Annotated in this window: 22 protein-coding genes and 2 pseudogenes; 2 read left to right on the top strand and 22 right to left on the bottom strand. The window is 60.4% G+C overall.

All coding sequences use genetic code 11. The features are described 5' to 3' along the window. Positions 1-45: 45 nt before the first annotated feature. From sufB to ACVJGD_RS38625, 19 genes are all read right to left on the bottom strand, one after another. Positions 46-1,542: a Fe-S cluster assembly protein SufB gene (gene sufB, locus ACVJGD_RS38715; RefSeq protein WP_456639104.1), complete on the bottom strand. Its 1,497-nt coding sequence runs from the start codon at positions 1,540-1,542 to the stop codon at positions 46-48. Positions 1,543-1,735: 193 nt separating this feature from the next. Continuing rightward, complete coding sequence (locus ACVJGD_RS38710) at positions 1,736-1,930, bottom strand: 4Fe-4S dicluster domain-containing protein (RefSeq protein WP_456639103.1); 195 nt, start codon at positions 1,928-1,930, stop codon at positions 1,736-1,738. Positions 1,931-3,447: 1,517 nt separating this feature from the next. Then, positions 3,448-3,669 carry a hypothetical protein gene (locus ACVJGD_RS38705; RefSeq protein WP_456639102.1) on the bottom strand — a complete coding sequence of 74 codons (222 nt, stop codon included), beginning with the start codon at positions 3,667-3,669 and terminating at the stop codon, positions 3,448-3,450. A gap of 70 nt (positions 3,670-3,739) precedes the next feature. Then, on the bottom strand, positions 3,740-3,904 hold the full coding sequence (locus tag ACVJGD_RS38700; RefSeq protein WP_456639101.1) for a hypothetical protein: 165 nt from the start codon (positions 3,902-3,904) through the stop codon (positions 3,740-3,742). Positions 3,905-3,911: 7 nt separating this feature from the next. Beyond that, positions 3,912-4,958 (bottom strand): hydrogenase expression/formation protein HypE, encoded by a 1,047-nt coding sequence (gene hypE, locus ACVJGD_RS38695; protein WP_456639100.1) that lies wholly within the window; start codon positions 4,956-4,958, stop codon positions 3,912-3,914. Continuing rightward, the gene (gene hypD, locus ACVJGD_RS38690) at positions 4,955-6,097 is read right to left on the bottom strand and encodes a hydrogenase formation protein HypD (RefSeq protein ID WP_456639099.1); all 1,143 of its coding nucleotides are present in this window, start codon (positions 6,095-6,097) and stop codon (positions 4,955-4,957) included. Before hypD ends, hypE begins: the two co-directional genes overlap by 4 nt. Further along, positions 6,094-6,282, bottom strand: a complete 189-nt coding sequence (locus tag ACVJGD_RS38685; RefSeq protein ID WP_456639098.1) for a HypC/HybG/HupF family hydrogenase formation chaperone — start codon at positions 6,280-6,282, stop codon at positions 6,094-6,096. Before ACVJGD_RS38685 ends, hypD begins: the two co-directional genes overlap by 4 nt. 1 nt (position 6,283) lies before the next feature. Next, positions 6,284-8,599 carry a carbamoyltransferase HypF gene (gene hypF / locus ACVJGD_RS38680; protein WP_456639097.1) on the bottom strand — a complete coding sequence of 772 codons (2,316 nt, stop codon included), beginning with the start codon at positions 8,597-8,599 and terminating at the stop codon, positions 6,284-6,286. Continuing rightward, a complete protein-coding gene (gene hypB, locus ACVJGD_RS38675) occupies positions 8,596-9,558 on the bottom strand; it encodes a hydrogenase nickel incorporation protein HypB (RefSeq protein WP_456640514.1) in 963 nt (320 codons plus the stop codon). The genes hypF and hypB overlap by 4 nt, the downstream gene beginning before the upstream one ends. Then, positions 9,558-9,899, bottom strand: coding sequence for a hydrogenase maturation nickel metallochaperone HypA (gene hypA / locus ACVJGD_RS38670; protein ID WP_456639096.1), 342 nt, complete (start codon positions 9,897-9,899; stop codon positions 9,558-9,560). The genes hypB and hypA overlap by 1 nt, the downstream gene beginning before the upstream one ends. Beyond that, the gene (locus tag ACVJGD_RS38665) at positions 9,892-10,989 is read right to left on the bottom strand and encodes a hypothetical protein (protein ID WP_456639095.1); all 1,098 of its coding nucleotides are present in this window, start codon (positions 10,987-10,989) and stop codon (positions 9,892-9,894) included. Before ACVJGD_RS38665 ends, hypA begins: the two co-directional genes overlap by 8 nt. After that, entirely contained in the window at positions 10,986-11,726 is a 741-nt protein-coding gene (locus ACVJGD_RS38660; protein WP_456639094.1) for a [NiFe]-hydrogenase assembly chaperone HybE, read from the bottom strand. The genes ACVJGD_RS38665 and ACVJGD_RS38660 overlap by 4 nt, the downstream gene beginning before the upstream one ends. After that, positions 11,723-12,577: a hydrogenase expression/formation C-terminal domain-containing protein gene (locus ACVJGD_RS38655; protein ID WP_456639093.1), complete on the bottom strand. Its 855-nt coding sequence runs from the start codon at positions 12,575-12,577 to the stop codon at positions 11,723-11,725. Before ACVJGD_RS38655 ends, ACVJGD_RS38660 begins: the two co-directional genes overlap by 4 nt. After that, entirely contained in the window at positions 12,574-13,152 is a 579-nt protein-coding gene (locus tag ACVJGD_RS38650) for a hydrogenase accessory protein (protein WP_456639092.1), read from the bottom strand. The genes ACVJGD_RS38655 and ACVJGD_RS38650 overlap by 4 nt, the downstream gene beginning before the upstream one ends. 50 nt (positions 13,153-13,202) lie before the next feature. Then, entirely contained in the window at positions 13,203-13,493 is a 291-nt protein-coding gene (locus ACVJGD_RS38645) for a HypC/HybG/HupF family hydrogenase formation chaperone (protein ID WP_456639091.1), read from the bottom strand. Positions 13,494-13,509: 16 nt separating this feature from the next. Then, complete coding sequence (locus tag ACVJGD_RS38640; protein ID WP_456639090.1) at positions 13,510-14,094, bottom strand: HyaD/HybD family hydrogenase maturation endopeptidase; 585 nt, start codon at positions 14,092-14,094, stop codon at positions 13,510-13,512. 12 nt (positions 14,095-14,106) lie between these two features. Next, positions 14,107-14,838: a Ni/Fe-hydrogenase, b-type cytochrome subunit gene (cybH, locus tag ACVJGD_RS38635; protein WP_456639089.1), complete on the bottom strand. Its 732-nt coding sequence runs from the start codon at positions 14,836-14,838 to the stop codon at positions 14,107-14,109. A gap of 11 nt (positions 14,839-14,849) precedes the next feature. Then, on the bottom strand, positions 14,850-16,640 hold the full coding sequence (locus tag ACVJGD_RS38630; RefSeq protein WP_456639088.1) for a nickel-dependent hydrogenase large subunit: 1,791 nt from the start codon (positions 16,638-16,640) through the stop codon (positions 14,850-14,852). A 17-nt stretch (positions 16,641-16,657) separates the two neighbouring features. Further along, the gene (locus tag ACVJGD_RS38625) at positions 16,658-17,749 is read right to left on the bottom strand and encodes a hydrogenase small subunit (protein WP_456640513.1); all 1,092 of its coding nucleotides are present in this window, start codon (positions 17,747-17,749) and stop codon (positions 16,658-16,660) included. A gap of 3,187 nt (positions 17,750-20,936) precedes the next feature. Between ACVJGD_RS38625 and ACVJGD_RS38620 the strand changes: the two genes are divergently transcribed. Then, a complete protein-coding gene (locus tag ACVJGD_RS38620) occupies positions 20,937-21,125 on the top strand; it encodes a transposase (RefSeq protein WP_456639087.1) in 189 nt (62 codons plus the stop codon). A gap of 603 nt (positions 21,126-21,728) precedes the next feature. On the opposite strand, the pseudogene ACVJGD_RS38615 reads toward ACVJGD_RS38620, so the two are convergent. Both ACVJGD_RS38615 and ACVJGD_RS38610 read right to left on the bottom strand, forming a co-directional pair. Beyond that, positions 21,729-22,763, bottom strand: a pseudogene (locus tag ACVJGD_RS38615) (IS256 family transposase); the annotation flags it as partial. Between the two features lie 65 nt (positions 22,764-22,828). After that, positions 22,829-23,018 (bottom strand): annotated as a pseudogene (locus ACVJGD_RS38610) (IS630 family transposase); the annotation flags it as partial. 698 nt (positions 23,019-23,716) lie between these two features. Here ACVJGD_RS38610 and ACVJGD_RS38605 point away from each other — a divergent pair. Next, the gene (locus tag ACVJGD_RS38605) at positions 23,717-24,079 is read left to right on the top strand and encodes a helix-turn-helix domain-containing protein (RefSeq protein ID WP_456639086.1); all 363 of its coding nucleotides are present in this window, start codon (positions 23,717-23,719) and stop codon (positions 24,077-24,079) included. A gap of 226 nt (positions 24,080-24,305) precedes the next feature. Here the strand turns inward: ACVJGD_RS38605 and ACVJGD_RS38600 are convergent, their stop codons facing one another. Continuing rightward, a complete protein-coding gene (locus tag ACVJGD_RS38600; protein ID WP_456639085.1) occupies positions 24,306-24,587 on the bottom strand; it encodes a BolA/IbaG family iron-sulfur metabolism protein in 282 nt (93 codons plus the stop codon). Between the last annotated feature and the right edge of the window lie 141 nt (positions 24,588-24,728).

The raw sequence follows: 24,728 nt of genomic DNA, 5'->3' as shown, positions 1-24,728 counted from the left end.
AGCATCCTCAAGGCGCCGCTACGGCAGGCCCGCGAAGGATGAGGATTATCCAACCGAACCTTCGAGCGAGATCGAGATCAACTTCTGCGCCTCGACCGCGAACTCCATCGGCAGCTGCTGCAGCACGTCCTTGACGAAGCCGTTGACAACGAGGCCGACGGCCTCCTCTTGGCTCAGCCCGCGCTGCGTGCAGTAGAACAGCACGTCCTCGGAGATCTTCGAGGTCGTCGCCTCGTGCTCGAAGGTCGCCGACGAGTTCTTCGCCTCGACGTAAGGCACGGTGTGCGCGCCGCATTTGTCGCCGATCAGGAGCGAGTCGCATGCGGTATAGTTGCGCGCGCCGGTGGCTTTCCGGTGCGCGGTGACGAGGCCGCGATAGGTGTTCTGCGACTTGCCGGCGGCGATACCCTTGGAGATGATCCGGCTCGACGTGTTCTTGCCGAGATGGAGCATCTTGGTGCCCGAGTCGACCTGCTGGTAGCCGTTCGAGATCGCGATCGAGTAGAATTCGCCGCGCGAATTGTCGCCGCGCAGGATGCAGCTCGGATATTTCCAGGTGATCGCCGATCCGGTCTCGACCTGGGTCCAGGAGATCTTCGAATGGGCGCCGCGGCAGTCGCCACGCTTGGTGACGAAGTTGTAGATGCCGCCTTTTCCTTCCGAGTTGCCCGGATACCAGTTCTGTACCGTCGAATATTTGATCTCGGCGTCATCGAGCGCGACCAGCTCGACCACGGCCGCATGTAGCTGGTTCTCGTCGCGCTGCGGTGCGGTGCAGCCTTCGAGGTAGCTGACATACGAGCCCTTGTCGGCGATGATCAGCGTGCGCTCGAACTGGCCGGTGTTGCGCTCGTTGATGCGGAAATAGGTCGACAATTCCATCGGGCAGCGCACGCCCGGCGGCACGTAGACGAACGAGCCGTCGGAGAACACCGCCGAGTTCAGCGTAGCAAAGAAATTGTCCGAGGTCGGCACAACGCTGCCGAGATACTTGCGCACCAGCTCAGGATGCTCGCGGATCGCTTCCGAGATCGGCATGAAGATCACGCCGGCCTTCTTCAGTTCCTTCTGGAAGGTGGTCGCAACCGACACCGAATCGAAGACCGCGTCGACCGCGATCTTGCGCTGCTCCGACGGCTCCCCGCCCGGAGGCGGCTCGACGCCCTCGAGGATCGCGACTTCCCGCAAGGGAATGCCGAGCTTCTCGTAGGTCTTGAGAATCTCCGGATCGATCTCGTCGATCGATGACAGCGTCTTCTTCGGCTTCGGCGCCGCGTAATAATAGAGGTCCTGGTAGTCGATCTTGGGATAGTTGACGCGCGCCCAGGTCGGCTCGGTCATGGTCAGCCAGCGGCGGTACGCCTCCAGGCGCCATTCCAGCATCCAGGCCGGTTCGTTCTTTTTCTCTGAGATGAAGCGGACGATATCTTCCGAGAGCCCCTTGGGGGCCTTTTCGGACTCGATGAGCGTCTCGAACCCATATCGATACTGATCGACGTCGATCCGGCGCACCCAGTCGACCGTCTCCTGTACCGCTACCATCGCCCGCTTCCCTCGCACAAGAACGACTCCGGCCATGCCCGACGACGGCTGCTGCGTGCCCGCTTCGCCGCATACGGACTTGCGTCAGTCACGCGCAGCTCGGGACCGGCGGCCCCGCCAATCAGAAGGGCGGTTGCCACCCATAGCATTTCGATCCTGCTGCGTGCCGCGGACCCGCTCATCGACCGCTCCTCTATGCCGGCACGCAGGTGCTGGGCACCGGGCAGACAACGGCACATTGCGGCGTGTCAAAATGTCCCTCGCATTGGGTGCACTTCTTCGGATCGATTACATACATGTCGTTCTTGAGGCTGATTGCTGCGTTGGGGCATTCGAACTCACATGCACCGCAGACGGTGCATTGGGAGACGATTATCTTGTAAGCCATAAACTCCGATTCCTTTGCAGGCGACGCGGAACGGCTTCTTCCTTTCAAGGCTCGTGCCAAATGCCGCGCCTTGATTTATCTTAGCTATATTCCGTCTCGCGCGTGTCCTGGGCTCGACAGCGTGTCATGACCCCGACAGTCGGCGTCACGGGCGATCGGTCTTGATGCTATACCTCTTCAGCGCGTAGCCGATCTGGCGCCAGGTCTACCTGAGCAGGCGAGTCACGTTCGCTTGGAACCAGCCCCAACTTCTCGACGGCCAAGATAACACGGTCGCGGTTGACCGCCTTTGCGCCGCTCCCAAGTGCTGCACCATCTCATCCGGCATCAGCCGCAACTTGCGGATTCGATATCGGAGTGCGGTGGACCACTTCAGCGGGCAGCCTTGCGGCGGGTTTCGGCGATAGCGGTGCGATCGGCGGCTGACGAGCTCGAGCTCCTGCTGCTGGAGCACGGGAGCAGCTTGGGCTGGAACAATGGCGAGATCTTACCGATCTCGTCGAGAAAGCAGGGTTCCCTTGTCAGCCGGCCCCGAACCGTCCTTCGCGCGAGTTCAACGCTCCGCTGAAGGCGCGCTTCTCATGGCGGACAATTCCGGTTCGATCACCGTCTCAGGGCGACGCAATGATTGAACGAAGCCTCGGGATGCACACCCTGCCGGAGCGTTCGGTCCCTACACCACTTGCTATCTAGATCATCCTGAACAAGCACAACTAAGAATTAAGTTGTATGCGAAGCCTCACTGTCACACGACCTAATCAAATTTCCTGTATTCATCTGTGTGACAGCCTCCAAACCTGACTGCCCCGCTCGAAATAGGCCATCGGACGTCACGTCCCATGGACTTTTTCGGGAACACTGGCTGGGCCAGCTGGAACCGGCACGGAAGAGATTCTATTTTTTGTGGATTAGCGCCATGATCCCTGCAAAATCCTCGCAAACCAGACTGTGTAATGTGTTGAGAGGTGTTCTGGAGGATGCCGTCCGGATGGCGCCCGAAGCAAAGCGGACGTCTTCATTGAAGGCATGCCTCGCCGAGAAGATCTTGACTTTAGCCGCAGGGGGTGAATCGGATCCAACTATCCTAACGCTGATCGCCGTGCGGGCGGTGCAGGAGTCCTGCGATAGCTGTTACGGATGTGAAGGGTGGTAACCGGCACGCGAAAGCTCGCTGCCGCGCGTCCCACCGAGCATAAGCGGGGCTCATCGACCTTTGCATGCAGTACTAGTGGTAGCCCGTTCTTGGTACAAAAATCGAACAACTACGTGTCTTGGCTCGATGTGGCGCGGATCGTTTGAATCGATCCGGCGACTTTGCGCCGGCATAGGTCCGCAGATGCGCCGGACAAGACAGTTCGGCCGTCCTCGATCACGACGAAGAATCGGAAAGCGCTAAGCGACCTCGAGCTCTGCTCTGCGACGAGGATCGAAAGCCCCTGCTCGCTGTTCAGCCCTTTGGGCGCCGTCGACCACCAACGGCCCCATCGATGGCTTGTTGAGGACAAGAGCCATGGACGTCACATCGGTGCGCGGGCGATCACGGTCATCTGCGGCTCGCCGCCGGAGGTGAGACCGGCAATCAATCGGTGGCGCTCCTTCAATCGCGGAAACAGCGCATAAACGCATTCGAGATCGGCCGCGATTTCGTCGCCTCTCCCGTCACGGCCGATGGCGCCGGCGATCAGGTTTCCTTCGGCGAGCGATCTGAAGCAATGCCGTCTCTCGAGCACAGGTACCATGCCGGCCCGCACCAGCTCGGCGGCAGTTTCCGATCCGCCATCGTGGCCGTAAAATTTCCGTCAACCGGGATCAGCCGATCAGCCACGAGGTCTGTTCGATGATCAGAACAACTTCTTTCTTAACCCATTCAGGAAGGCGATCGCGCATTTCGTCGTCTCGCGTTCGGCTCCAGAGCTCGATGTTCGAGCGCCGTATCAGACTGTCGAAGGTGTGCGAAAGAAGCAGAATGCGCATGGCGTGCTCAACAGATGCGGGGCAATTGTTCGCCCGATAGCCAATCAACAACTCGTCCGCCGCCAACGCTTGTCAACATCTGCACAAACTGATGATCGTCGGCTATGGCCTCGCCGATGTCAGCCGCATCGCACCCGAGCGGATGTGCCTTCATGGCTGAAAGCACGGCATCGGCCTCGTCAGACGCCACGATGGCAACGAGCCTGCCCTCGTTAGCGACATGGAGAGGATCGAGCCCAAGGAGTTCGCAGGCGGCGGCAACCGCCGGCTTCACCGGAATGGCCTCTTCCTGCAGACGGAACCCGAGGCCCGATTGATGAGCAATCTCGTTGAGCGTCGCCGCAAGACCACCGCGCGTGGGGTCCCGCATCACCCTTATACCGGTGCCACCAGCCGCAACCATTACGGCCACGAGATCATGCAGCGCTGCGGAATCCGAAACGATCTCGATCTGGAAAGCGAGGTTCTGGCGCGTTGACATGATCGCCGCACCATGGTCGCCGAGGCTGCCGGAGACCAACACACGGTCGCCGACCTTTGCCTTCTCTGCGGAGAGATCGAGCCCATCTGACAACACCCCGATCCCGGTTGTCGAGATGAACAGGCCATCCGCCTTGCCGCGCTCGACGACCTTGGTGTCACCCGTGATGATATAAACGCCGGCAGCGCGCGCCGCCTCGCCCATCGAATCCGCAATCGTCTTCAGATCCGAGAAGCGGAAGCCCTCCTCGATGATGAAACTTGCCGACAGATAGAGGGGACGCGCGCCGGCCATCGCGACATCATTGATCGTGCCGTGCACCGCGAGCGATCCGATATTGCCGCCGGGAAAGAACAGCGGCGAAACCACATAGCCGTCAGTCGTCATCACCATCCTTCCCGCGCCGACATCGAAGGCCGACTGATCGTTCCTGCGAGCGAGCCATTCATTTCCGAAGGCTTCGTGAAACAGGCCTGAGATCAGCTGCGCCATGGCGCGCCCCCCGGAGCCGTGGGACAGGTCGACGCATCCGTTCTTGATGTCGAGCTTGCGTTGATAGGCCTTCGCTCTCATGACATCCGCCTCAACTGATGATCGCGAAACCGGTCGTACGTCCAATGCGCGGCACAGGCGCCTTCCGGTGAGACCATGCAGGATCCTATAGGTGTTTCCGGCGTGCAGACGGTTCCGAACAGCTTGCAGTCGACCGGCCTCTTCACGCCGCGCAGGATGGCGCCGCACTCGCACGCCGGATTATCGGGGACACGCAATTCGTGCATCGCGAAACGCACCTCCGGGTCGAATTGAGCGTAAACCTGCTTCAGCTTCAGTCCGCTATAGCGTACGAGCCCGAGCCCGCGCCATTCGAACTGGTCCCGTAGTTCGAAGATGTCCGACACCTCTTCCTTGGCGCGCCGATTGCCTTCACGCGTCACCCCCCGACTGTATTGGTTCTCCACCTCATATCGTCCTTCGTTCACCTGCCGCACCAGCATCAGGATCGCCTGCATCACGTCGAGCGGTTCAAATCCCGCGATCACGATCGGCTTGCCGAATTCTTCTGCGACGCACTCGTAAGGCTCCGTGCCGATAATGGTGCTGACATGCGCAGGCCCGACGAACCCGTCGATTTTGACTCGCTCGATATTGCCGATATCGGGACTCTCGAGAATGTTGCGCATCGCCGGGGGAGTAAGTACGTGGTTGCAGAACACGCTGAAACTCCTCAGCCGCTTCTTCTCGGCAAGCCGGATCATCACCGCCGTCGGCGGCGTCGTAGTCTCAAATCCAATGGCAAAAAAGACCACCTCCCGTTCCTGCGCCTGTTCGGCGATCCGGATCACATCGAGCGTCGAGTAGACAATCCGAATGTCCGCGCCGAGCGCCCTGGCGCGCAGCAGGGATCGTCCCTGCGAGCCGGGCACGCGCATCAGGTCGCCGTACACACAGACAGTGACCTCCGGCCGGTCGGCTAGCCTGATCGCCATATCGATCCGGCTGGTGGGGAGAACACAGACGGGACAACCCGGCCCGTGGATCATGCGGACATTTGCAGGCAGAAGATCCTCCAAGCCATAGCGGGAAATCGCATGCGTGTGTCCGCCGCAGAACTCCATGAACCGATAGGCCCTTTGCGGATCAGCTTCGGCGCCAATCGCACGCGAGAGCCCCTGTGCGACGTTCTTGTCGCGAAATTCTTTGGCATATTTCATGGCTGGAGCTCCTGCCCCGCGTTGGCTAGCTCCTGCATAAGCTCCAGCGTGCGCTTGGCTTCCGCCGGGTCGATTTTGGTCAGGGCGTAGCCGACATGGACAAGGACGTAGTCCCCCACCGCGAGATCGTCGATGAGCGCGATTGATATCTCCTTGCTGACGCCATCGATGGACACGATGGCCATCTCATCGGGAAGAATTTTCGTAAGCTCCGCTGGTACCGAGAGACACATATTGGGCTGTTCCTTCCAAGACTGACGGTCGTTCAGCAATCTTTAGAGCGGCGATCCAGGCTTGTCCGAGGCTCAATCCACCGTCATTGGGTGGGAGATGCCGTGGCAGCAGCGGAGTGAGGCCGGCCGCAATGCAGCCGCGCAGGATTTCATCGGCGAGCACCGCGTTCAGGAAACAGCCGCCGCTCAGAACGACGGTGGCAACCCCGGTCGTTCGCGCCGCGCGCGCCGCCCAGTCAACGCAGGCAGCGGCGAACGTGCCATGAAACAGCCCGGCTCCCTCCGTTGCGCTAATGTCGTCTGCAATCAAACGCGCAAACAGCGGCCGTAACGACAGCACGCCGCCATCGATCATCCAACCCGCCTCAAGCACCGCAGTCCGCCGAACACGCGCCTCGAGCTTCATCGCGGCTTCGCCCTCATAGCTCTGCAAGGTCGCGACCCCGAGCAGCGCCGCCACTGCGTCAAACAGCCGGCCCGCGCTGGTCGTGGTCGCCACGCCGGGCTGCTCGAGCAATGCTGGCAGGTGCTTGGCCAGCGGCTGCGCTGCGAAGCGCCGCCCGATTTTGCTTCCCCGCCCCATCAACTGAAATATTGCGCTCGCCATGCGCCAGGGCTCGCGGGCCGCACGATCTCCGCCAGGCATTTGCAAGGGCACAAGATGCCCGATGCGTCGAAAACTGGCGAGGTCGCACAACAATAGCTCGCCACCCCAGTTGCCGCCGTCGGAGCCATAGCCATAGCCATCGAGCAGAAGGGCGAGTGCAGGCCCCGCAAGGCCATGCTCTGCGATTACGGCGGCAGCGTGCGCGTGGTGATGCTGGACAGCGATCAGCGCCCGGCCGCTTGCTTCCGCAAAGCGAGTGGACGCCATGTCGGGATGCAGATCATGGGCAATGACAACGGGTTCGACATCGAGGATCGATGTGAGGTGCCGGATCGTTTCTTCGAAGACCCGGATGCCTTCGACTGTATCGAGATCGCCGATGTGCTGGGAGACGAAAGCTTGGTCGTCCCGCGTGATGGTGATGGTCGATTTCAGCGCGCCACCGACGGCGAGGACGGGCGGCACAGACCTCGCAAGCCGGATCGGTTCGGGAACATAGCCGCGGGCGCGACGAATGAACTGCCGCTGTCCCGCCACCACCGACACCACCGAATCGTCGGCGCGCGTCAGGATATCGCGATCATGGGTCACAATAAGATCGGCGATGCCCACGAGCCGCCGCGGCGCCTCCGCGTTGTCGATCGGGAGTGGTTCGCCGCCGGGATTGGCACTGGTGGCGACAATGACCGCCCCCTCGCTCTTAAGCCGCGCTCCCGTCGCACGAAGCGCATGGAAGATGACGTGATGCAGTGGCGCGACTGGCAGCATGATCCCGATGTGCGACAAACCCGACGCAATCGAAGGCGCCAACATGTTGCGCGACGGCAGGAGAACAATCGGGCGGGCTACGGATTCGAGCAGCGCGAGCTCGGCGGCATTCGCCTCCGCGATTTCGCTGACCTGCTCCACGCAGCCGACCATGACCGCGAACGGCTTCTGGTCGCGCTGCTTCCTCCTGCGCAATTGCTGCACGGCATCTTGATTTCGGGCATTGCAGAGCAACTGGTAGCCGCCGAGCCCTTTGATCGCGACGATTTGGCCGGCGGCGATCGCCGCAGCAATGTCGTTGATCCCATGACTGAGCCGAGGACCGCATCTCGGGCACGCAACCGCTTCCGCATGAAACCTGCGGCTCGCTGGATCGGCATATTCCGCCGCGCAGGCGGCGCACATCGCAAACGCCTTCATCGCGGTGTTGCGACGATCGTAGGGAAGCCGTTCGGCGATGGTATAGCGCGGTCCGCAATGCGAGCAGTTGATGAAGGGATAGAGGTAATGGCGGCTGTTCGGATCAAACAACTCTTCGAGACATTGCTGGCAGATCGCGGCATCGGCGACGATCCGCGTCGAAACCCTGCCCTGTTCGCTGGCGCGGATCGCAAATTCCTTCGTCGCAAGCGCATCAATTTCCTGAATGGAGATGTGGTCAATCCGGGCCAATGGAGGTTTTTCGAGCGGCAAAGCGTCGGTAAAATCGGACGCACGGTCGCCCTCGACCTCGATGATCACGCCGTCAGGATCGTTGGCGACGAACCCGGCCAACCCATAGCGGGTGGCGAGACGATAAACGTATGGACGAAATCCGACGCCCTGCACGGCGCCGCTAACGCGCACGCGTAGCCGGGTTCCTTCGCGAGTGATGGCGTCGCTGCTCGTCCTCATCGCGTTGAGCTCTCGACGGGGCGCCTCTGATGCGCGGCCTGCTTCCGGATCCAAGCGTAGAGCGCGGCAACGCCCTCACCGGTACGCGCCGAAACCGCTAGCACCTCAATCTTCGGATTGACTCGTCTCGCATATTCGATGGCCTTGGCCAAATCGAAGTCGAGCACCGGCGCCAGATCAATCTTGTTGATCAGCATCAGCGACGATGCGGCAAACATATCCGGATATTTGAGCGGCTTATCCTCGCCCTCGGCGGTCGAGAACACCACGATCTTGCAGGCCTCACCGAGATCAAACGCCGCGGGACAAACCAGATTCCCGACATTCTCGATGAAGAGGATACCACCGTCGAGCGGCGGCAAGCGGCGATAAGCCTCGCCAACCATCGCAGCATCGAGATGACAGCCCTTGCCGGTATTGATCTGGATTGCGGGCACGCCCGTCGCACGGATGCGATCAGCATCGTTCGAGGTCTGTTGGTCGCCCTCGATGACCCCAACGACGCGGCTCTTTTTTAGCTCAGAGACGGCGCGGACGAGCAGCGAGGTCTTGCCAGCGCCGGGACTGGAAACAAGATTGAACACGAGCAGCTCATCGGCCAGGAACCGCGCACGGTTGTCAGCCGCGATCCTGTTGTTCTTGCCGAGGATGTCGCGTTCGATCTGTATGACCCGATCGCTGCTCATGTTCGCTATCTTCAGGCCGGCTGGGTCGGCGCCGCAATCTACAAGCGTCCCTCCGCCACGAGCACGCTGATGGCTGTGATCATGATGGTAATCATGGCCGTGGTGATGGTGGTGCCGACAATGCACGTCATGGTCGCGGTGCACATCATGGTGGTGAGTGCAATGATCATGGGCATGATTGTGACCATGGCCATGGCTCTTGGCTTGCGCACCCTGCGCGTCGGCGCGTCTGGTGGAGGGCATTCCTTCGCTACAGCCACAGACGATACACATCAGTCGACCTCCAGCTCTTTCACCCGCATTTCTTCGCCCGCAGTCACCTGCAGCTGATAACTGCCGCAGCAGGGACACGGCTCATAGCGCTGCGCAATCTCAACCCTTCTCGAACAGGCCATGCACCAGGCGATGCCAGGCAATTCGACGATCTCGAGAGCCGCGCCCTCGGCGATGGTTCGCGCGGCAACGGCCTCAAAGCAGAACTTCATCCCTTCGGGAGCGACATGGCTCAGCGCCCCAATCTCCAAACGTACGGTTCTCACTTTGGAGAACCATCGCCGGCGCGCCACTTCCTCAACGATCTCGATGATGGCCTCACAAAGCGCCATTTCATGCATCGCCAACTTCGCGGAAATTGAGGGTGAACCCGACGCAAGGATCGAAAGATGCGATCATAGCGCGAACCGCACGCTGTCCCTGTCGTCTCGCCTTCAGCACTGCGCCCTGCAGGCTGCGGACAAGCGGTCCGCGCGCGTGAAAATTCCACTCGGTTGGCGCAAGCAATTCCAAACACGACAGCTGCCCCTGACGATCAAGCTCAACCGCGTGATAAAGACGTCCCCTGGCGCATTCGGCCGCGGCCGCGCCACGGCCCGGCCCTAGCCTGTAGCTTTCGAGGATCCCATCCTCCACTGTCTCAACATGGGCACCGGCCTGAAGCCAGGCGCACAGCCGCGCGATTTCTGCGATCCTCGCCTTCAGCCGCTCGGCCGGCCCCGACCGGCCTACCGAGAGCTGATCACGCATCATTTGGCGCGCCCACGGACCGGTCTCGGGAATCCGGCCCTCCAGGTCGGGGGAATCGCAAAATCCTGCATCATTCACGAGCAGCCGTTCAATGACGTCGCGGTCATCGGCAACGGACAGGAACGAGTGCTGCATCGACATTGGCTTCAATAGGTCTTCATCGAACGCCGCGATGCGAAGCGCGAGTGGGTTACCGGCCGTTGGCGCGCGATCTTCGTTCGATATGCCGAGCGCTGCCAGAGCGGCCGCAACCCGCGCTGTTGCCTCGCGTCGAACGTGGCCGCGGCTGGCCCCTGCGCTGTCGACAAGCACCGATACGCCCTGCATTAGGGCGCGGATGGCTGCGGCACTGGTGGTATCTGGCGCAAGATGCCCGACAAACAGGCCCCGCAGCAATTCCGTCAGCCTCTCGGCGACGACCAGGGTGATACGATGCTGCCTCGTCGCAAGGCTGATGTCTTCGCCGCGCGCCGCCTCCAACGCGGACAGGAATGCCACCTGGTGCGCCGCGGCACACAACGAGAAGGCTCGCGGCAGCACGTTGAGCAACGAAGCGGCCTGTTTGCCGGCGAACAGCCCCGTCAGTGGCGGCCGGGTTCGCGGTAAGATCTCGACGGCGGCAATTGCATCGCCAGCAATCGATACCGTGACAACTATCTGGTTGCGGACGGCGAGGCTCATGCGCGCCGCTCCGTCAGTGCACCGCGCAAGAAATGCAGGCGGTCGATCGAACTGAGCTGTGGTGCACCGGGCCCAAGTGATGCCACGCGGCTGGACGGCGAGATCACCGCCGCGAGCACTGATTCGGCGGTGGTGCGGGCGGACGCCACCATGTCCTCAAACTGAAACATAGGCGAGAACAGGGAGCAGCTCGCAATAGAGCCTACGGGCGCGACCTCGCTAACGGCGGATTCGATGTCGCTGGACAGAGATCGCAAGTGCAGATTCAAGCCCGCGTCCCGAGACGATTGGGAAGTGCCGTTGCGCACGGGTGTGATCATGTTCATGAACCAGGGCGTGACCATTGTGCCGACGACCCTGCCCTCGCGCGCGCGGACGCCGATGGCTTCGACGCCCAAGGCCTCGTTGAAGATCGGCAGGTCGCGCATGATACGATCGGCGATATCCCGATAGGCTGCCGCGAGCTTCTCGCCCCATCCCGACGCGTCGGCGTGCGCACGTCTGCGGGGATGCTGTTCGCGGTCAGGAGTCATCTTCAGTAACCATGAACTTCGATTTGGCGCGTCGCAATTCGGACAGCGCCAATTTTCCGGCAACGCGGCAAAAGGCGTTTCCGCGGCAATCTGCGACGCCTCATCACCCTCAGCCGGGTCGTAGACGATCCAGCGGATACCGCACTCCATGCGCGCGCCGTCTGCGAGATTCTCTTGGGCCCCAAAATCCTCGAAGCTCGTCATTTGAAGTAGGCCTCGATAATTTCCTGCAAGCGTTCGGCGGAATCCTCGAAGTCCTCGTCCGCGGCCAAGGCAACCATCGGCACCCCGCCGACCTCCAGCGTATCCAGTATGATGCTGTCCATGGCATTGAAGAACTGCACCGACCAGACGTTCCGGATGCTCGTCGCCAGCACCTGGCAAGTGCCGTGGTCGCGCGAAATGAGCTGGATCGGCCCGTTGCCGACGCTTTGCCGTAAAAACGCTAGGTCGACCGGGCCCATTGGCAGCAGCGTGAAGTTGATGATCTGCGAGCGCATGCCCGGTTGCCAGGCCAGCGCCCGTTCGCGGATTTCCGCGAGCACCGGCAGCACGTTCATGGCGCCGTCCGGCGCTGCGCCGATCATGAGATCGGTCGACGTCAGATCGGTTGCGGCGCGCCGCACGATCTCCGGGATCGCGCCGACCTCGACATATTCCTGTGCGGCGTCGGTTTCGATGCGCACGCGCCAGATTCCCGCAAGTACCGATTCCTGGACTTGCGCCACAGAGCCATCCGGCAGCGCAACGACGCCCGCTACCTCGCCCTGTCCAAGCACGTCCGCAGTCAGCTTGCGCTCGACATCGCTGAGACCACCGAGCTTAAATAGCTGCGTCGGCGCGTCGCTCTTCTGGCCGGCAACGGCAGCGGCGACATTCGACAACAGCGCAATGGCATTCGGATACTTCCTTGTCAGCTCAACGCCATCGATCGACGACGGCTTGGCAAGCGCCCCCGTAGCCAGCAGCCCGCTATGGACTGCCTCGAGACTTTCCGCGCCGACGGGAACCACACTCGCCGGCTGCTCGGCACCTTCGGTAAAACCTGCATTCATGATGAGAGGTTCCGTTGTGTGCGCTGAGGGATGATGTTCTTGTCGGCAGACGCGCCGCTGGCGCGTGGACGGTCGATCAGTTTCGAGAGGCCGTCTATATAGTTCGACAAGACCTGGGGCTTTGCGATCAGGTCAAGCGTCGCGCCCTGGCGGCATAGAATCAGCGTTGGCTGGACGCGCACGCCGAACCGCTGGCCTAGCTCGCCTTCAGACTCGCGCGCAGTCACCGCGCCGACTAGGCACCTTTGAAACCGATCGATCAATTCAGGAAGCGAGATTGCGACATCGATCCTCTGGGCCCAACGTGCCGTATCGCCGGTCGACGACGGCACCGCGACCGCCCCCACAGCACCCGCGTCGACATTTGCGGGCACCACCTCGGGAGGGAGCCGCGTCAGATCATGCTTCCCCAGCTGGAAGTCCATCAGCCGCCCCTTTGATTGGTTCTGCCGGATGAGGTGTTGGTAAGGCATACGCTGATCGTTGTTTCCTGCCGTTGCGTTCCCGCTCTGATCGGCAGCGCAAAGCCGCCTGGCAAAAATTTCGTAAATCTCGGCTGCAAGGTTGGTTTTCATGTATCATCTTGGCAAGCGCGAGGAGCGCAGTGTCGGCAAGCGGCACCGGGCTAGCGCAGGTGCTCGGGCAGTTGCGGCTCGTGACCAGTCAAGTCCGCAAAGAAGCGATCGCAATCGTGACCATTGAGGGCCGCATCAATGCCGGCGAGCGCGTCCCCCAACAACCGTGCTTCGTCGTCATTCAAGAGCCGCACCGCGGTATCGATACAGACAAGCACCTTACCGCCGACCGGGGGCTCGGAGAGCAGCATGACCGAGACGCGCCTCTGTTCATTGCCATATTGGCACAGCGCCGACATACCGTCGGTCTCAATAATGGTCATTGGCAAGCCAAGGCACATGGCAACCCGCGAGCCGCTAAATCGGTCGCGCCCTCATCTCATAGTTGGCATGGTCGATATCATTCGCGAGCAGACGTTGCGATTTCGGCAGCGGCTCTGTCCGCAGTGTTGCCGGCGAACCCCACTGCGCCAACAGTTCGCAAGCCAGTTCGATCGCAGGCGCAATCTGAGCGCGCACCGGAGCGGTCAGCGGCCCGCCCCAGTCCTCCAAATCCAGCGGCTGACAGCCGATTAGAGCGAGCTCTCGCGGGCAGCGGCCAAGCAGATCGGCCGCACTTAAGACCTCCTGGAAGCCGGTCTGATGGAGACTCACCTTCTTGGCGGCGGTGAATTTCGGCACCTCGTCGTCTCGCACAAGCTTCAACTGCCCGGGCAGGAGTCCATAGTCGATGGCATCGAACACGATCAGGCAATCGGCTTTCTCGAGAAAATTGACGAGATAAAGCCCCTGCGTGCCGCCATCGAGGATAGTGACGCCGTCAGGGACGACATAGCGGCAATGGAACTCCTCCACCGCACGCACGCCGAACCCCTCATCGGCCCATAGGATATTGCCGATGCCGAGCACCAGGATCCTTTTCGTGTTCTCCGGAGTCGGCATCGGCATCCCCAATCAATCGCGGAATTCGCGCTCACCCGAGATCATCGAGGAGATGATGCTCTGGCGCGACATGATGTCTTCCCGGATCGCCGCGTAGATGTGGACGAGCGCAAACGTCACGATCACCCACAGGCCGAGATGGTGCCAGGTATGGACGTCCTGGCTGTTCGGCCAGATCGCAAACACCCAGCCGAACAACTCGTTCTGCCAGCTGTCGTTGCCCGTGCCCTGCCCATACAGTGCAAAGCCGGTGAAGATCATGAACACGATCGTCGGCATAAACGCGAGGCACATCGCGAGCTGGGCTAGCGGATTGTGCCCGACATGCTTCTTCGGCTTGGTCGGAAGGAGTGCGTACCAGCGCATCTCATGCCACACCTGGTCCCAATAGCTCCTGCGCCAGACCGGCACATAGAAGACCTGCTTGGCATAGGCGTTGCCCATGAACGCCCAGTAGATGCGCAGGAGGAAGCCGAGCGTGAGCAGATAGCCTGCGGAGAAATGCGTAAAGCGGATATAGCCGAACAGGAAACCGTCGCTTGCCTCACCCGGCATGGTCGGCGTCCCATTGCCGATGAGATAGCCGGTGAGACCCAACACCAGGATTGCCGCGGCATTGATCCAATGCCACAGCCGCACCGGCGCCTCGTAGACGTAGAAGACGTCACGCTCGACGCAGCGGCCGGTGCGTACCGCGTCGGCCGCGACAGCGACGTTTAGCGCTTGCGGAGCTTTGTCCAGCAACGCCGCCTCCCCTAGCGGATCTTAACCGTTGCCATTTCCTGGCCGTCCGGTCCCATCACATGGGTCGAGCAGGCCAGGCATGGATCAAAGGAATGGATCGTGCGCAGGATTTCCAGCGGCTTCTCCGGATCAGCCATCGGCGTATCCATCAGCGAGGCTTCAAATGCACCGATATTGCCCTTGGGATCACGCGGCGAGCCGTTCCATGTTGTCGGAACGACGCACTGGTAGTTATCGATCTTGGTCTCCTTGATCTTGATCCAGTGCCCGAGCGCACCACGCGGCGCCTCGGTGAAACCGTAGCCCTTGACTTCGTTCGGCCAGCTCTCCGGCTTCCATTTATCGACATTGGCGGTAGCGGTGTCACCCGCTTTGATATGCGCCATAAGCTTGTCTTGGAACTTGCGCATCTGATGCGCGGCCCACTGGCTTTCCAGCGCACGCGCCGCGGTGCGCCCGAGCGTCGAGAAGAGCGCAGCGACGGGAAGATCAAGCGCCTTCAGCAGCTTCTCGGTCGGCTCCTTGAACTCCGCTTTGCCTTGCGCATAACCTATGATGTATCGCGCCAGCGGCCCCACCTCGACGGCGTTGCCACGCCAGCGCGGTGCCTTGATCCAGGAATATTTGCCGCCTTCGTCAAGCTCCTTGATGTCGGTCTTGGTGCCCTTGACGTTGGGCCCGAGCTGAAAATTCGGCTCGGTGACGCCATCCCAGGGATGCAGTCCCCTGGTTTCATCGGGATATTTGTACCAGGAATGGGCGACGAACTCCTGGATCTGCTCGGGATCGCCGTGATCGATCGGCAGGACTTCCTTGAGATTGCCGTCGAGGATCACGCCGCGCGGCAGCTTGAGGTTTTTGGTGGAGTAATCATTGGCGTTCTCGGGAATGTCGCCAAAAGACATTACGCTCTCGCCCGACAGACCACCGCCATAGAGCCACTCCTTGTAGAACGAGCCAATCGCGGCAATGTCGGGCAGATAAACCTGCTCGACGAATTCGATCGAGCGATCGATGATCGAGGACACCAGGTTCAGCCGCTCTATATTGATGGCACCCACCGCTCCGGTGCCATCGACATTGATGGGACAGGGCACGCCACCGACCAGCCAGTTCGGATGCGGATTCTTGCCGCCATAGATGGCGTGGATCTTGACGATGTCCTTCTGAAAATCGAGCGCTTCCAGATAATGCGCCAAGGCCATCAGATTTGCTTCCGGCGGAAGCTTATAGGCCGGATGTCCCCAATAGGCATTCTTGAACGGACCGAGCTGCCCCGATTCCATGAACCTGGTGAGCCTGATCTGCAGATTCTTGAAATAGCCTGGCGATGATAGCGGCCAGGACGAGACCGACTGCGCCAAAGCAGAGGTCACCTTGGGATCGGCCCTGAGCGCGGAGATTACGTCGACCCAATCCAGCGCGTGCAGATGATAGAAGTGCACAAGATGATCGTGTACGTGCAGGCAGAGTTGCATAATATTGCGGATGGAATTGGCATTCTCGGGAATGGTGATGCCCAGCGCGTTCTCCACCGCACGCACCGAGGTGAGCGCATGCGTGCCGGTGCAGACGCCGCAAATCCGCTCGGTGAACGCCCAGGCATCGCGAGGATCGCGTCCACGCAGGATCGTCTCGATGCCGCGCCACATCGTTCCGCTCGAGACCGCGTTTCGGATCACATTGTCAGAATCGACATTGACCTCGATACGCAGGTGACCTTCGATCCGAGTCAGCGGATCGACGACAATGCGCTTGCCCGAATCGTCGAGCTTGAACCCATTGGGTGTCCTGATGCCCATCGTTCCTCTGAATTCGATTAATTGTCTTGGGCCGCGCCTTCGCGTTTGCTTGTCAGCCGTTTCACCGCCGTCACCGCCGCATGTGCGGCTATCGCTGCGCCGACCACGCCCGCGGCCGCCATGCCGATCTGATCGGCCTCCTTCTCGAGGCCGAATTGCTTGATGGCCGAGAGTCGGTCGTAAAACGAGCCCTTGTCCCAGAAGCCATCTTCGGAGCAGCCGAAGCAGCCGTGGCCGGATTGGATCGGGAAGGAAACACCGCCGTTCCACCGAACGGCGGAACAGGCGTTGTATGTGGTTGGTCCCTTGCAGCCCAACTTGTAAAGACAATAGCCCTTGCGCGCGGACTCGTCGTCCCACTCCTCGACAAACTGGCCGGCGTCGAAATGCGCGCGTCGATAGCATTTGTCGTGGATACGCTGGGAATAGAACATTTTTGGACGCCCCTGTCGATCGAGCTCGGGAAGTCTTCCGAACGTGGTGATGAAGGTCACCACGCCGGTCATGACCTCTGCGATCGGCGGGCAGCCCGGCACCTTGATGATCGGCTTGTTCGTAATCACCTTGTCGATCGGCCTCGCCTGAGTCGGATTAGGCTTGGCCGCCTGCACGCAGCCCCAGGACGCACAAGTGCCCCAAGCAATGATCGCCATCGAATCTTCCGCCATCGCTCTGAGCTTTTCGATGAACGGCTTGCCGCCATCGATGCAGAACATGCCGTCTTCGTTCAGCGGCGGATTGCCCTCGACGGCAAGTATATACTGGCCTTTATACTTAGCGCGGGTCTCATCGAGGATGGCTTCGGCTTGGTGTCCTGCCGCCGCCATGATGGTATCGTCATAATCCAGCGAGATCATCGACAGCACCGCATCTTTGACCAGCGGATGGGCCGAGCGGATAAAGCTTTCCGAGCAGCACGTGCATTCGAGCCCATGCATCCAGATCACGGGCACACGCGGCTTGGTTTCCAGCGCGTTGGCAATTTGGCTTGCCGCGAGCGAGCCGAGCCCGAGGCTCGTCGCCATTAGACTGCAGAATTTGTAGAAACTGCGACGCGTGATACCCTGACGTCTGATCACGCTGTAAAACGTTTCCGTTGCCCCGCCCATCACCCGTTCCATGTGATCTGCTATCTCCTGCGGCGAATTGCTGACGTTCGAATAGCAAGAAGCAGGCCAACACCACACGTGAAACCCTTAAGAGATACCAAGCCGTTGCAGAATCGAAGCGCTTAAATTGCTCATCAAAAACGGCAATGAGAAACAAGGAAACGGAAAAAATCGATCTGAAGCGGCAAGTACGCTTCCAGCTGCAGTTCGCGACTTTACGATGGGTACGCGGTGCACATCATGCAGGGGCAAACGAACGCGCGATATGCCGGTCGTAGCGTCTGCAATGACCAACGCTCTGTCCGACACGGAGAGGAGGTTTCCACCCGAATGGACCCTGCAGAGCAGCGCAACAGCCAAGCGGGGTTGCCACTATGCTAGAAGATGCCACTATGCTAGAAGATGTTGTCGATCAATTCTGCGAGAACGACTCGCGCAGCCCCGTCCAGCTCATCGCACCCGACGCGTCGTCGACGCGAGTTGGGTCACGAGCGACAGACCTGTCGGATTGCACCGAAGCGCTCTATCAGGCCTGCCTACGCTCGTTGCCGCTTCGCGATGTGCGGTCCGGATTGGCGAGTCCGACGTGAGCTGGCGAGTAATTCGACGGCGCAGCCGACGAGGTGAATGTCAATGCACGCCACGTCCGCGAGCACCGGCTGGATGGGATAGCACCCACAAGCACACTGCCCGTGATGCACGGATTACGAGCGCTCGGTCGCAGTACCGCACATCATCCTCAAACAGACAGGTCAAGTTCGACACGAGAGGCAAGTTGCGCCATCGACCGTTCATCCTGTCGTGCCATTCGCGTCCGGTTTAGAACCTCGATGTGCGGAACCCGACCAAGCAGCACAATCGTTCCGCCGCCGCAGCGACAAGCACGCCGTTTTTCGCTCTTTAAGCACGGCCGCAGCACTTTTTCGCGTGCGGCACGCCGATTGCTGAAGCTAAAGGGCGCCGCCCTAGTCAACGCAGGAGAATTTATGATGAGTACGCGATAACTTCTAAGTTATTGATCAGGACGGACGCCAGCTCTTGAATTGAACACTGGCTCGATCTGGATAGCCGGCGCGGGTGCCGCGATCGTGTATTTCCTGCCTATCCGGCGCGAGCCATCGGCGACGTTATCTGCCTTTCCGCATCAACTTTGCAGAACAGGCACTGTCGATCTGCGCACACGTGGTGGCGGCGACGCGAGCAGCTTCCGTCCGGCGCAATCCGCATTGGTCGCTTCTCCCAGTTAGAAGAAAAGGGGAGGCCTTGTGCTTACACTGCGTGAATTCTTCTCGTGTCCCTGAGCCGCCCGAACGTTCAACTCACCGTCCGGGGCACATCCGGATCGTCGTTGTTCGCCCGCGCGGCCGTTGCATCGGCGCGCAGGCCGCGGGCTTAACCGTCTTCATGGTTGAAGTGCTCAAAGTACAGCGCTGTTTGTTCCTGGCCGACTCGTGCCATTGAAGAACTTTCCCGTCGACGCGTTGGCCACAGTTGGCGGCTTCACCATGGTAGCGTACCTCGATTTCGCGACCGCTTCGATCGGTCGGTCAAAACCGACCTGGGCCGCCTAACTCGGGCCACGACAGCTTGAAGCAAGGGTGACAGCGATAAAGAAATGACCGCAAACACGGCAGTGCTAGGGTGATGCGTGGTTGCCGGGCTCTGGCGGTATTCCAACTTTCCAGAAGCCCGTGGCAGTTGGCGGACGAGGTCTTTGGGACCTTCTTGGCACCCTGGGTTCGCGGGTGTGAGCGAGATCAGATGCATGACCTCCAAGCTGGCGCGTATACTCGGCATTAAAAAGAGCCCGGCTCCTTTCGGTAGCCGGGCGAAAGTCAGCCTGAAGGAGCGACGCTGCGACACATCGCACCAGCTACCGTCGGCAGAGGGAGGGTGCCGACGGTTCATTTACGGCGAGGGCATTCGCCGTTAACTTTAGTCACGAAGAGGCCGATATCCGTTCTGAACGAAGATGGTTTCGCTACCTTCTCAATTAACAACAGGATCCAAGGAATGCGGCCCAAACGCTCGCGCGCAACAAAGTCGACAACGTGGTCAGTTTTTCTCCTTCGCGCAGCCTTAGGACTCGTCGGATCATGCTGATGGGATGAACGACCGAAAAGAGGATGTCTGTCAATCTTCGCTCACCGACCGATCGTGATCCACGACGTCGAATGTGTGTGCCATTCGCATCGGTATACCAAGGACTTCGCCTGCTGGTGAGCGCCTGCGCAACCTGGGGAGTGCTCGTCGCATTGGGCGAGCGAGATGAAATTTGCGTTGACCGCCGAAGAATGTGGCCCCAGTGGAGATGGTTTCTCCGAGCCAGGGCGAAGATCGATAAGCATCTTGATATAGCCGCATCCTGTTTCTCCAAACCGGCGCTTTTCCTCTGCAGGATTCCGCAAAATTGGTGAAATCGATTGTTTTAATGGGATGCATCTACAGTATTGATACATAGAGCCATGCGTTGAGCAGCCTTGATCTAACTCTGTCGTTCGCGCCGAACGCTCTGATGACCCGAGCGTAAGCTCGGCCGCGCAGAGATTCTATTCTATCAAGACTCGCGGGACGGACCTTCTTACGCAACGGCTCGCAAACAGCGAGGCAACCCGCCCACAACTGCGCAGACTGTTTGAAGGCCGACAGAGTCTTACTCAGCATGTGAGGATTGCGACACTATTCTCAATCCTGAAATATCGCGCGGCCCGCGCCGCCGGCCGACTGGACGCATATCATCGGCAACCTTCGAGCGGCACGGCATTTGCAGAGATGATCTAGGGCACGAACACGGTGGTCACCGTGCCGATGCCCGCAACCTCCAGGTTGCGGCCCGACGCACCTGTACTTCCCCCTTAGCAAAGTGCGTCGGGCTTTTTCCTGCCCCACAGCAGATCGAGGCATTAGCATCATGCAAGATCGAATTTCTGGGGCAAATGGCTTGGGACGGAAGGCGTCCGACATTGACACATGATCAAGTCCAATTTTGGGGGATATCTCGTCACCGCTGACGGCACTTCTTATAATTTGCGGCTGCGCGCCGCCGGTTATCGCTGCGGCTATCTAAGATGGACAAAGCACGGGCCGACATGCGGGCCACCGTCGATGCGGGCGAGGCCGCGGTCCTCGACTACTCCTGGGGGCGGCGATCGGCGACATCAGCCGGTTCAACAGCCCGCAGCAGCTGGTGAGCTATTTCGGGCTGAACCCGCGGATGCGGCAGTCGGGACTGGGAGCCGCCCATCACGGTCGCATCAGCAAGATCGGCCGCAGTCATGCTCGCGCCATGCTGGTCGAGGCGGCCTGGGCAGCGGCCAAGGTGACCGGTCCACTGCATGCTTTTTTCGTGCGCATCCGCACCCGGCGCGGCCATTAGATCGCGGCGGTGGCCGTGGCTCGGAAGCTCACTGTGCTCTGCTGGCATTTGTTGACGAAGGGCGAGGATTACCTGGGCGCGCCCGGCGCTGCTCGCCAACAAGACCCGCGCGATGCAACTTCAAGCCGGACATCCGCAACAGAAAGGTAGCCGGCGTGGACCAGCCTATGCCTACAACATCAAGTCGCTACCCGACCGCGAGATGTTGATTGCCGCCCAGGCGGAGCAAAGCTACGAACGATTCGTGTCGCAATGGAAACCGCGGCGGCTAAAAACCGGCGCGCGGGCGCCTCAGCGCGGCAGGACAAAATAGGCAGTCCGGTGACGCTTGCAGCCGACACGTCACGCTTCGCCACGAGGTTACCCAAGCCCAACAACCATAATCGCGGCTGACGGCAAATTCCAGCACGCCAGGAATGCAGTCCCGTTCCACTGCCAGCATGCCGCCGTGCTCGGGCCGGTCGGCCAGCCTTGACAGCCCCTGCGCGCGGCGGCTGCGAGATCGATGGCCGGGACGGAAGAATGACCCGCGGCGCAGCCGAACAAAAGAATGGACTTGCAGCGATTTCCGCAATCGTCGTCTCGGTCATGAAGAAATCGCTTGTCCATCTCATTCGTCGCGTAGATCATCTTGCGGATGCCCGGCGCGAAGGCGAAGAACGGCACGACGTGCTCCCACGCATTGCGCCAGATCTGGCCGATCGCGAGATAGCGCTTGCCCCATTCGGCTTCGAACTCCGCAAGCCGCACCAGAGCCGCGTCAGGTTCTCGGCCCGATAGATCGCCTTGATCGAGGGCAGGATCGCCTTGCGGTCCTTCCAGGAGACGAAGGCAAGACTGTTCCTGATCAGGTGCACGATGCAGGTCTGCACCAACGTTTGCGGGAGACCGACGTGATCGCCTCGGAGAAGCCCTTCAGTCTGTCGACGACGGCAATCAGGATGTCGTTGACACCGCGCGCCTTCAGCTCGTTGACGACCCGCAGCCAGAACTTGGCGCCCTCGGTCTGCTCGATCCAGAGCCCCAGAACGTCCTTCTCGCCATCGGCATTGTAGGCGAGCGCGACGTAGACGGCCGTGTTCTTGACCAGGCCGTCGGCGCGCATCTTGACCCGCAGCGCGTCGAAAAAACGATCGGGTACACGGCGTCGAGAAGCCGGCTCTGCTATTCCCGGACCTCCTCGAGGACGGCGTCGGTGACCCGGCTGAAGAGGTCCGGCGAAACCTCAGCGCCGTAGAGTTTTGCCAGGTGACCCTGGATCTCCCGCACCGTTATCCCACGGGCATAGAGGCTCAGGATCTTGTCGTCGAAGCCATCGAACCGGGTGTCCGCCCTTTGGCGATCAGCTGCGGCTCGAAGCTGCCGGCGCGATCGCGAGGCACCGCAATCTCGATTTCTCCATCCTCGGTCAGGATCGTCTTCGGGCTCGTTCCGTTGCGGCTCTTACTTGAGCCTCGGCCGACAGGATCGCCCTTCTCGTAGCCGAGATGCTCGGTCAGCTCGGCGCCAAGCGCACGCGCTATCAATGCTTCTTGAGCTGCTGGAACAGCCCGTTTTCGCCGTCAGGTTCTCAGGCTTGGTGTACTTCGCCAGAAGCCCGTCCAGCAGTTCAGGAGTGATCGCCGAATCGGTCGTCATGTGAGACTCCTCGTAAAGGTAAACTCACAGAAACCTCCTTACACATCGTTCCGGACACCCTCCATCGGCTGGCTACGGTCGAGCGCCTGAATCTGGGACTTCTCGTCCACGTACAGCACGACGGCGTGCTGCGGCGGCGAGACGTAAAGGCCGACGACATCGCGGACCTTCGACAAACTCGGGATCGGTCGAGAGCTTGAACGTCTCCATCCGATGAAGCTGCAACCCAAAGGCCCGCCAGATGCGCTGCACGCTTGAGACCGACAGCCTGCCTTCTTCGGCGTGCTCCGCGAGCTCCAATGCGTGGCATTCTTGGGAACGCTCTCCACGGTCGCCACGATCACCGCTTCGATGCGCGCATCGCGGCGCTCCGGACTGGGCTCGTCGCGCAAGCCATCCACGCGGTTTTGCACAAAGCGTCAACGCCATTGCCGACCGTGTTCGCGACGAAACCGCGCTCGGCCGCTACCTCCTCGTTCCGCGCGCTCCGCGCAAGCCAGGAGAATCCGCGCCCGCAGTGCCAAGGCCTGGGCGGTCTTGCGTCGGCCCGCTAACGCATTCAGCTCCAAGCGCTCCACTCGGTCAGAACCAAAGGGACCAATTGCCGCGCCATCGAATGCTCCATCGCTGCTAAACCAGCAAAGACTTCGCCCAGCGACGCGACTCCGGCACGACTCTAATGCTGCGAACTTGTGACTCAGGACACTAGCTCGGAAAACACATTCTTTGAGATTGTACAACTTGACGCTAGGTACGATTCAAGCTTCTTCGAGGATTCTCGCTGAATATGTCCGAATTGCCCGCTTGCAGAAGTAGTCTTCGCCCGCATCCCGCCCAGGAACGATCCGCACTCCGTCAGTGTTGAAAGCTGGTGGCCTCAGTTTTGCCACGCGCCTTCTTTGATTCCAGGCAGCATCACCACAGATGTAGCTGCCAGAGCGGATTTGAGGAAGATGAAGAAGAAGCACTCTCAGGACGAGATTCTGTTGAAGCTCGTCCGAGCAGATGAGCTTGCACGAGCAGGCAATACCCAGGTGGAGATTTGCAAAGCGCTCGGGGTCAGCGTGATGACACTTCATCGCTGGCGGAAGCTGCCCTTGCATAAGAGTGATGCTACGCTCTCGCAAAGTGCTGCGCTCGAGGATAGGATGATGTTACCCAACGCGCAAACGATGGATGACATGCCGCGTGTTTTGGAGGAGCTTACGCTCGAGAACCAACGGTTTCGAAAGATTGTCGCTGATCTCCTGCTGGAGAAGACCAGGCTGGAAGAAGCTTTAGCGGCAGCTCTCCGCGTTGGTCAGGCAGGCAGCTAAGCCTGCCGAAATTCCTGAATCTGCCGTATGCGAGCGGCAACCGTTAAGGCGAAGACGAAGGCTGAAGGCCTGGCGATGGGGCGCACGATCTCGTGGTCTCTCGTCATGGACCCGACATTGAACATACTCCCGCTTGGGAACTTGCACCGCGAATGGCTGCCTTACGCGAGGTAACCGGTGGGGAGAACGCGTTGCGGCGCGGCCGGCAAACCCTTCATGAACAGCACTAGATGCGCTGCTCGGTTGGATTGCTCATTTCACTAATCTCCTGCGAGTCGGTTGGCGCGGCTATCTGGAGTGAAGGGGCAAGCAGCGCTTCGTCCATTTTTCTGTTTAGCGCTGCATACGCCATCCGATGCCGTTGGACGCGGCTCTTGCGGGCGACCGCCTGCGAGATAACGCGCACGCCGTAATAGTCGGGTCGCCGACCTGGTCGGTCACGATGACGCGCGAGTCTGGGGATGCTGCTTCGATTGAATTTTCGATTGCAGGAGGGGCCAATCGCCATCTCTCGTACTGCTGCTTTCCCGCTTCTATGCAAGCTCCAAACCAACCTTAAAAAACGTCTCCAAGGGCTTTTCCCGAGCTCGCTGCACGTCGCATGTCCGACTTCCGACAAACCTATCCATGTTTGTCGCCAATATAACAT

It is taken from the genome of Bradyrhizobium sp. USDA 10063 (assembly GCF_054063735.1).
This window is presented reverse-complemented; position numbering and strand designations above follow the sequence as displayed.

Coding starts and splice junctions, on each gene's coding strand:
- sufB (WP_456639104.1), bottom strand. CDS start 1,542: ATGGTAGCGGTACAGGAGACGGTCGACTGGGTGCGCCGGATCGACGTC.
- ACVJGD_RS38710 (WP_456639103.1), bottom strand. CDS start 1,930: ATGGCTTACAAGATAATCGTCTCCCAATGCACCGTCTGCGGTGCATGT.
- ACVJGD_RS38705 (WP_456639102.1), bottom strand. CDS start 3,669: ATGGTACCTGTGCTCGAGAGACGGCATTGCTTCAGATCGCTCGCCGAA.
- ACVJGD_RS38700 (WP_456639101.1), bottom strand. CDS start 3,904: ATGCGCATTCTGCTTCTTTCGCACACCTTCGACAGTCTGATACGGCGC.
- hypE (WP_456639100.1), bottom strand. CDS start 4,958: ATGAGAGCGAAGGCCTATCAACGCAAGCTCGACATCAAGAACGGATGC.
- hypD (WP_456639099.1), bottom strand. CDS start 6,097: ATGAAATATGCCAAAGAATTTCGCGACAAGAACGTCGCACAGGGGCTC.
- ACVJGD_RS38685 (WP_456639098.1), bottom strand. CDS start 6,282: ATGGCCATCGTGTCCATCGATGGCGTCAGCAAGGAGATATCAATCGCG.
- hypF (WP_456639097.1), bottom strand. CDS start 8,599: ATGAGGACGAGCAGCGACGCCATCACTCGCGAAGGAACCCGGCTACGC.
- hypB (WP_456640514.1), bottom strand. CDS start 9,558: ATGTGTATCGTCTGTGGCTGTAGCGAAGGAATGCCCTCCACCAGACGC.
- hypA (WP_456639096.1), bottom strand. CDS start 9,899: ATGCATGAAATGGCGCTTTGTGAGGCCATCATCGAGATCGTTGAGGAA.
- ACVJGD_RS38665 (WP_456639095.1), bottom strand. CDS start 10,989: ATGAGCCTCGCCGTCCGCAACCAGATAGTTGTCACGGTATCGATTGCT.
- ACVJGD_RS38660 (WP_456639094.1), bottom strand. CDS start 11,726: ATGACGAGCTTCGAGGATTTTGGGGCCCAAGAGAATCTCGCAGACGGC.
- ACVJGD_RS38655 (WP_456639093.1), bottom strand. CDS start 12,577: ATGAATGCAGGTTTTACCGAAGGTGCCGAGCAGCCGGCGAGTGTGGTT.
- ACVJGD_RS38650 (WP_456639092.1), bottom strand. CDS start 13,152: ATGAAAACCAACCTTGCAGCCGAGATTTACGAAATTTTTGCCAGGCGG.
- ACVJGD_RS38645 (WP_456639091.1), bottom strand. CDS start 13,493: ATGTGCCTTGGCTTGCCAATGACCATTATTGAGACCGACGGTATGTCG.
- ACVJGD_RS38640 (WP_456639090.1), bottom strand. CDS start 14,094: ATGCCGACTCCGGAGAACACGAAAAGGATCCTGGTGCTCGGCATCGGC.
- ACVJGD_RS38630 (WP_456639088.1), bottom strand. CDS start 16,640: ATGGGCATCAGGACACCCAATGGGTTCAAGCTCGACGATTCGGGCAAG.
- ACVJGD_RS38625 (WP_456640513.1), bottom strand. CDS start 17,749: ATGGGCGGGGCAACGGAAACGTTTTACAGCGTGATCAGACGTCAGGGT.
- ACVJGD_RS38605 (WP_456639086.1), top strand. CDS start 23,717: ATGAAGAAGAAGCACTCTCAGGACGAGATTCTGTTGAAGCTCGTCCGA.
- ACVJGD_RS38600 (WP_456639085.1), bottom strand. CDS start 24,587: ATGGCGATTGGCCCCTCCTGCAATCGAAAATTCAATCGAAGCAGCATC.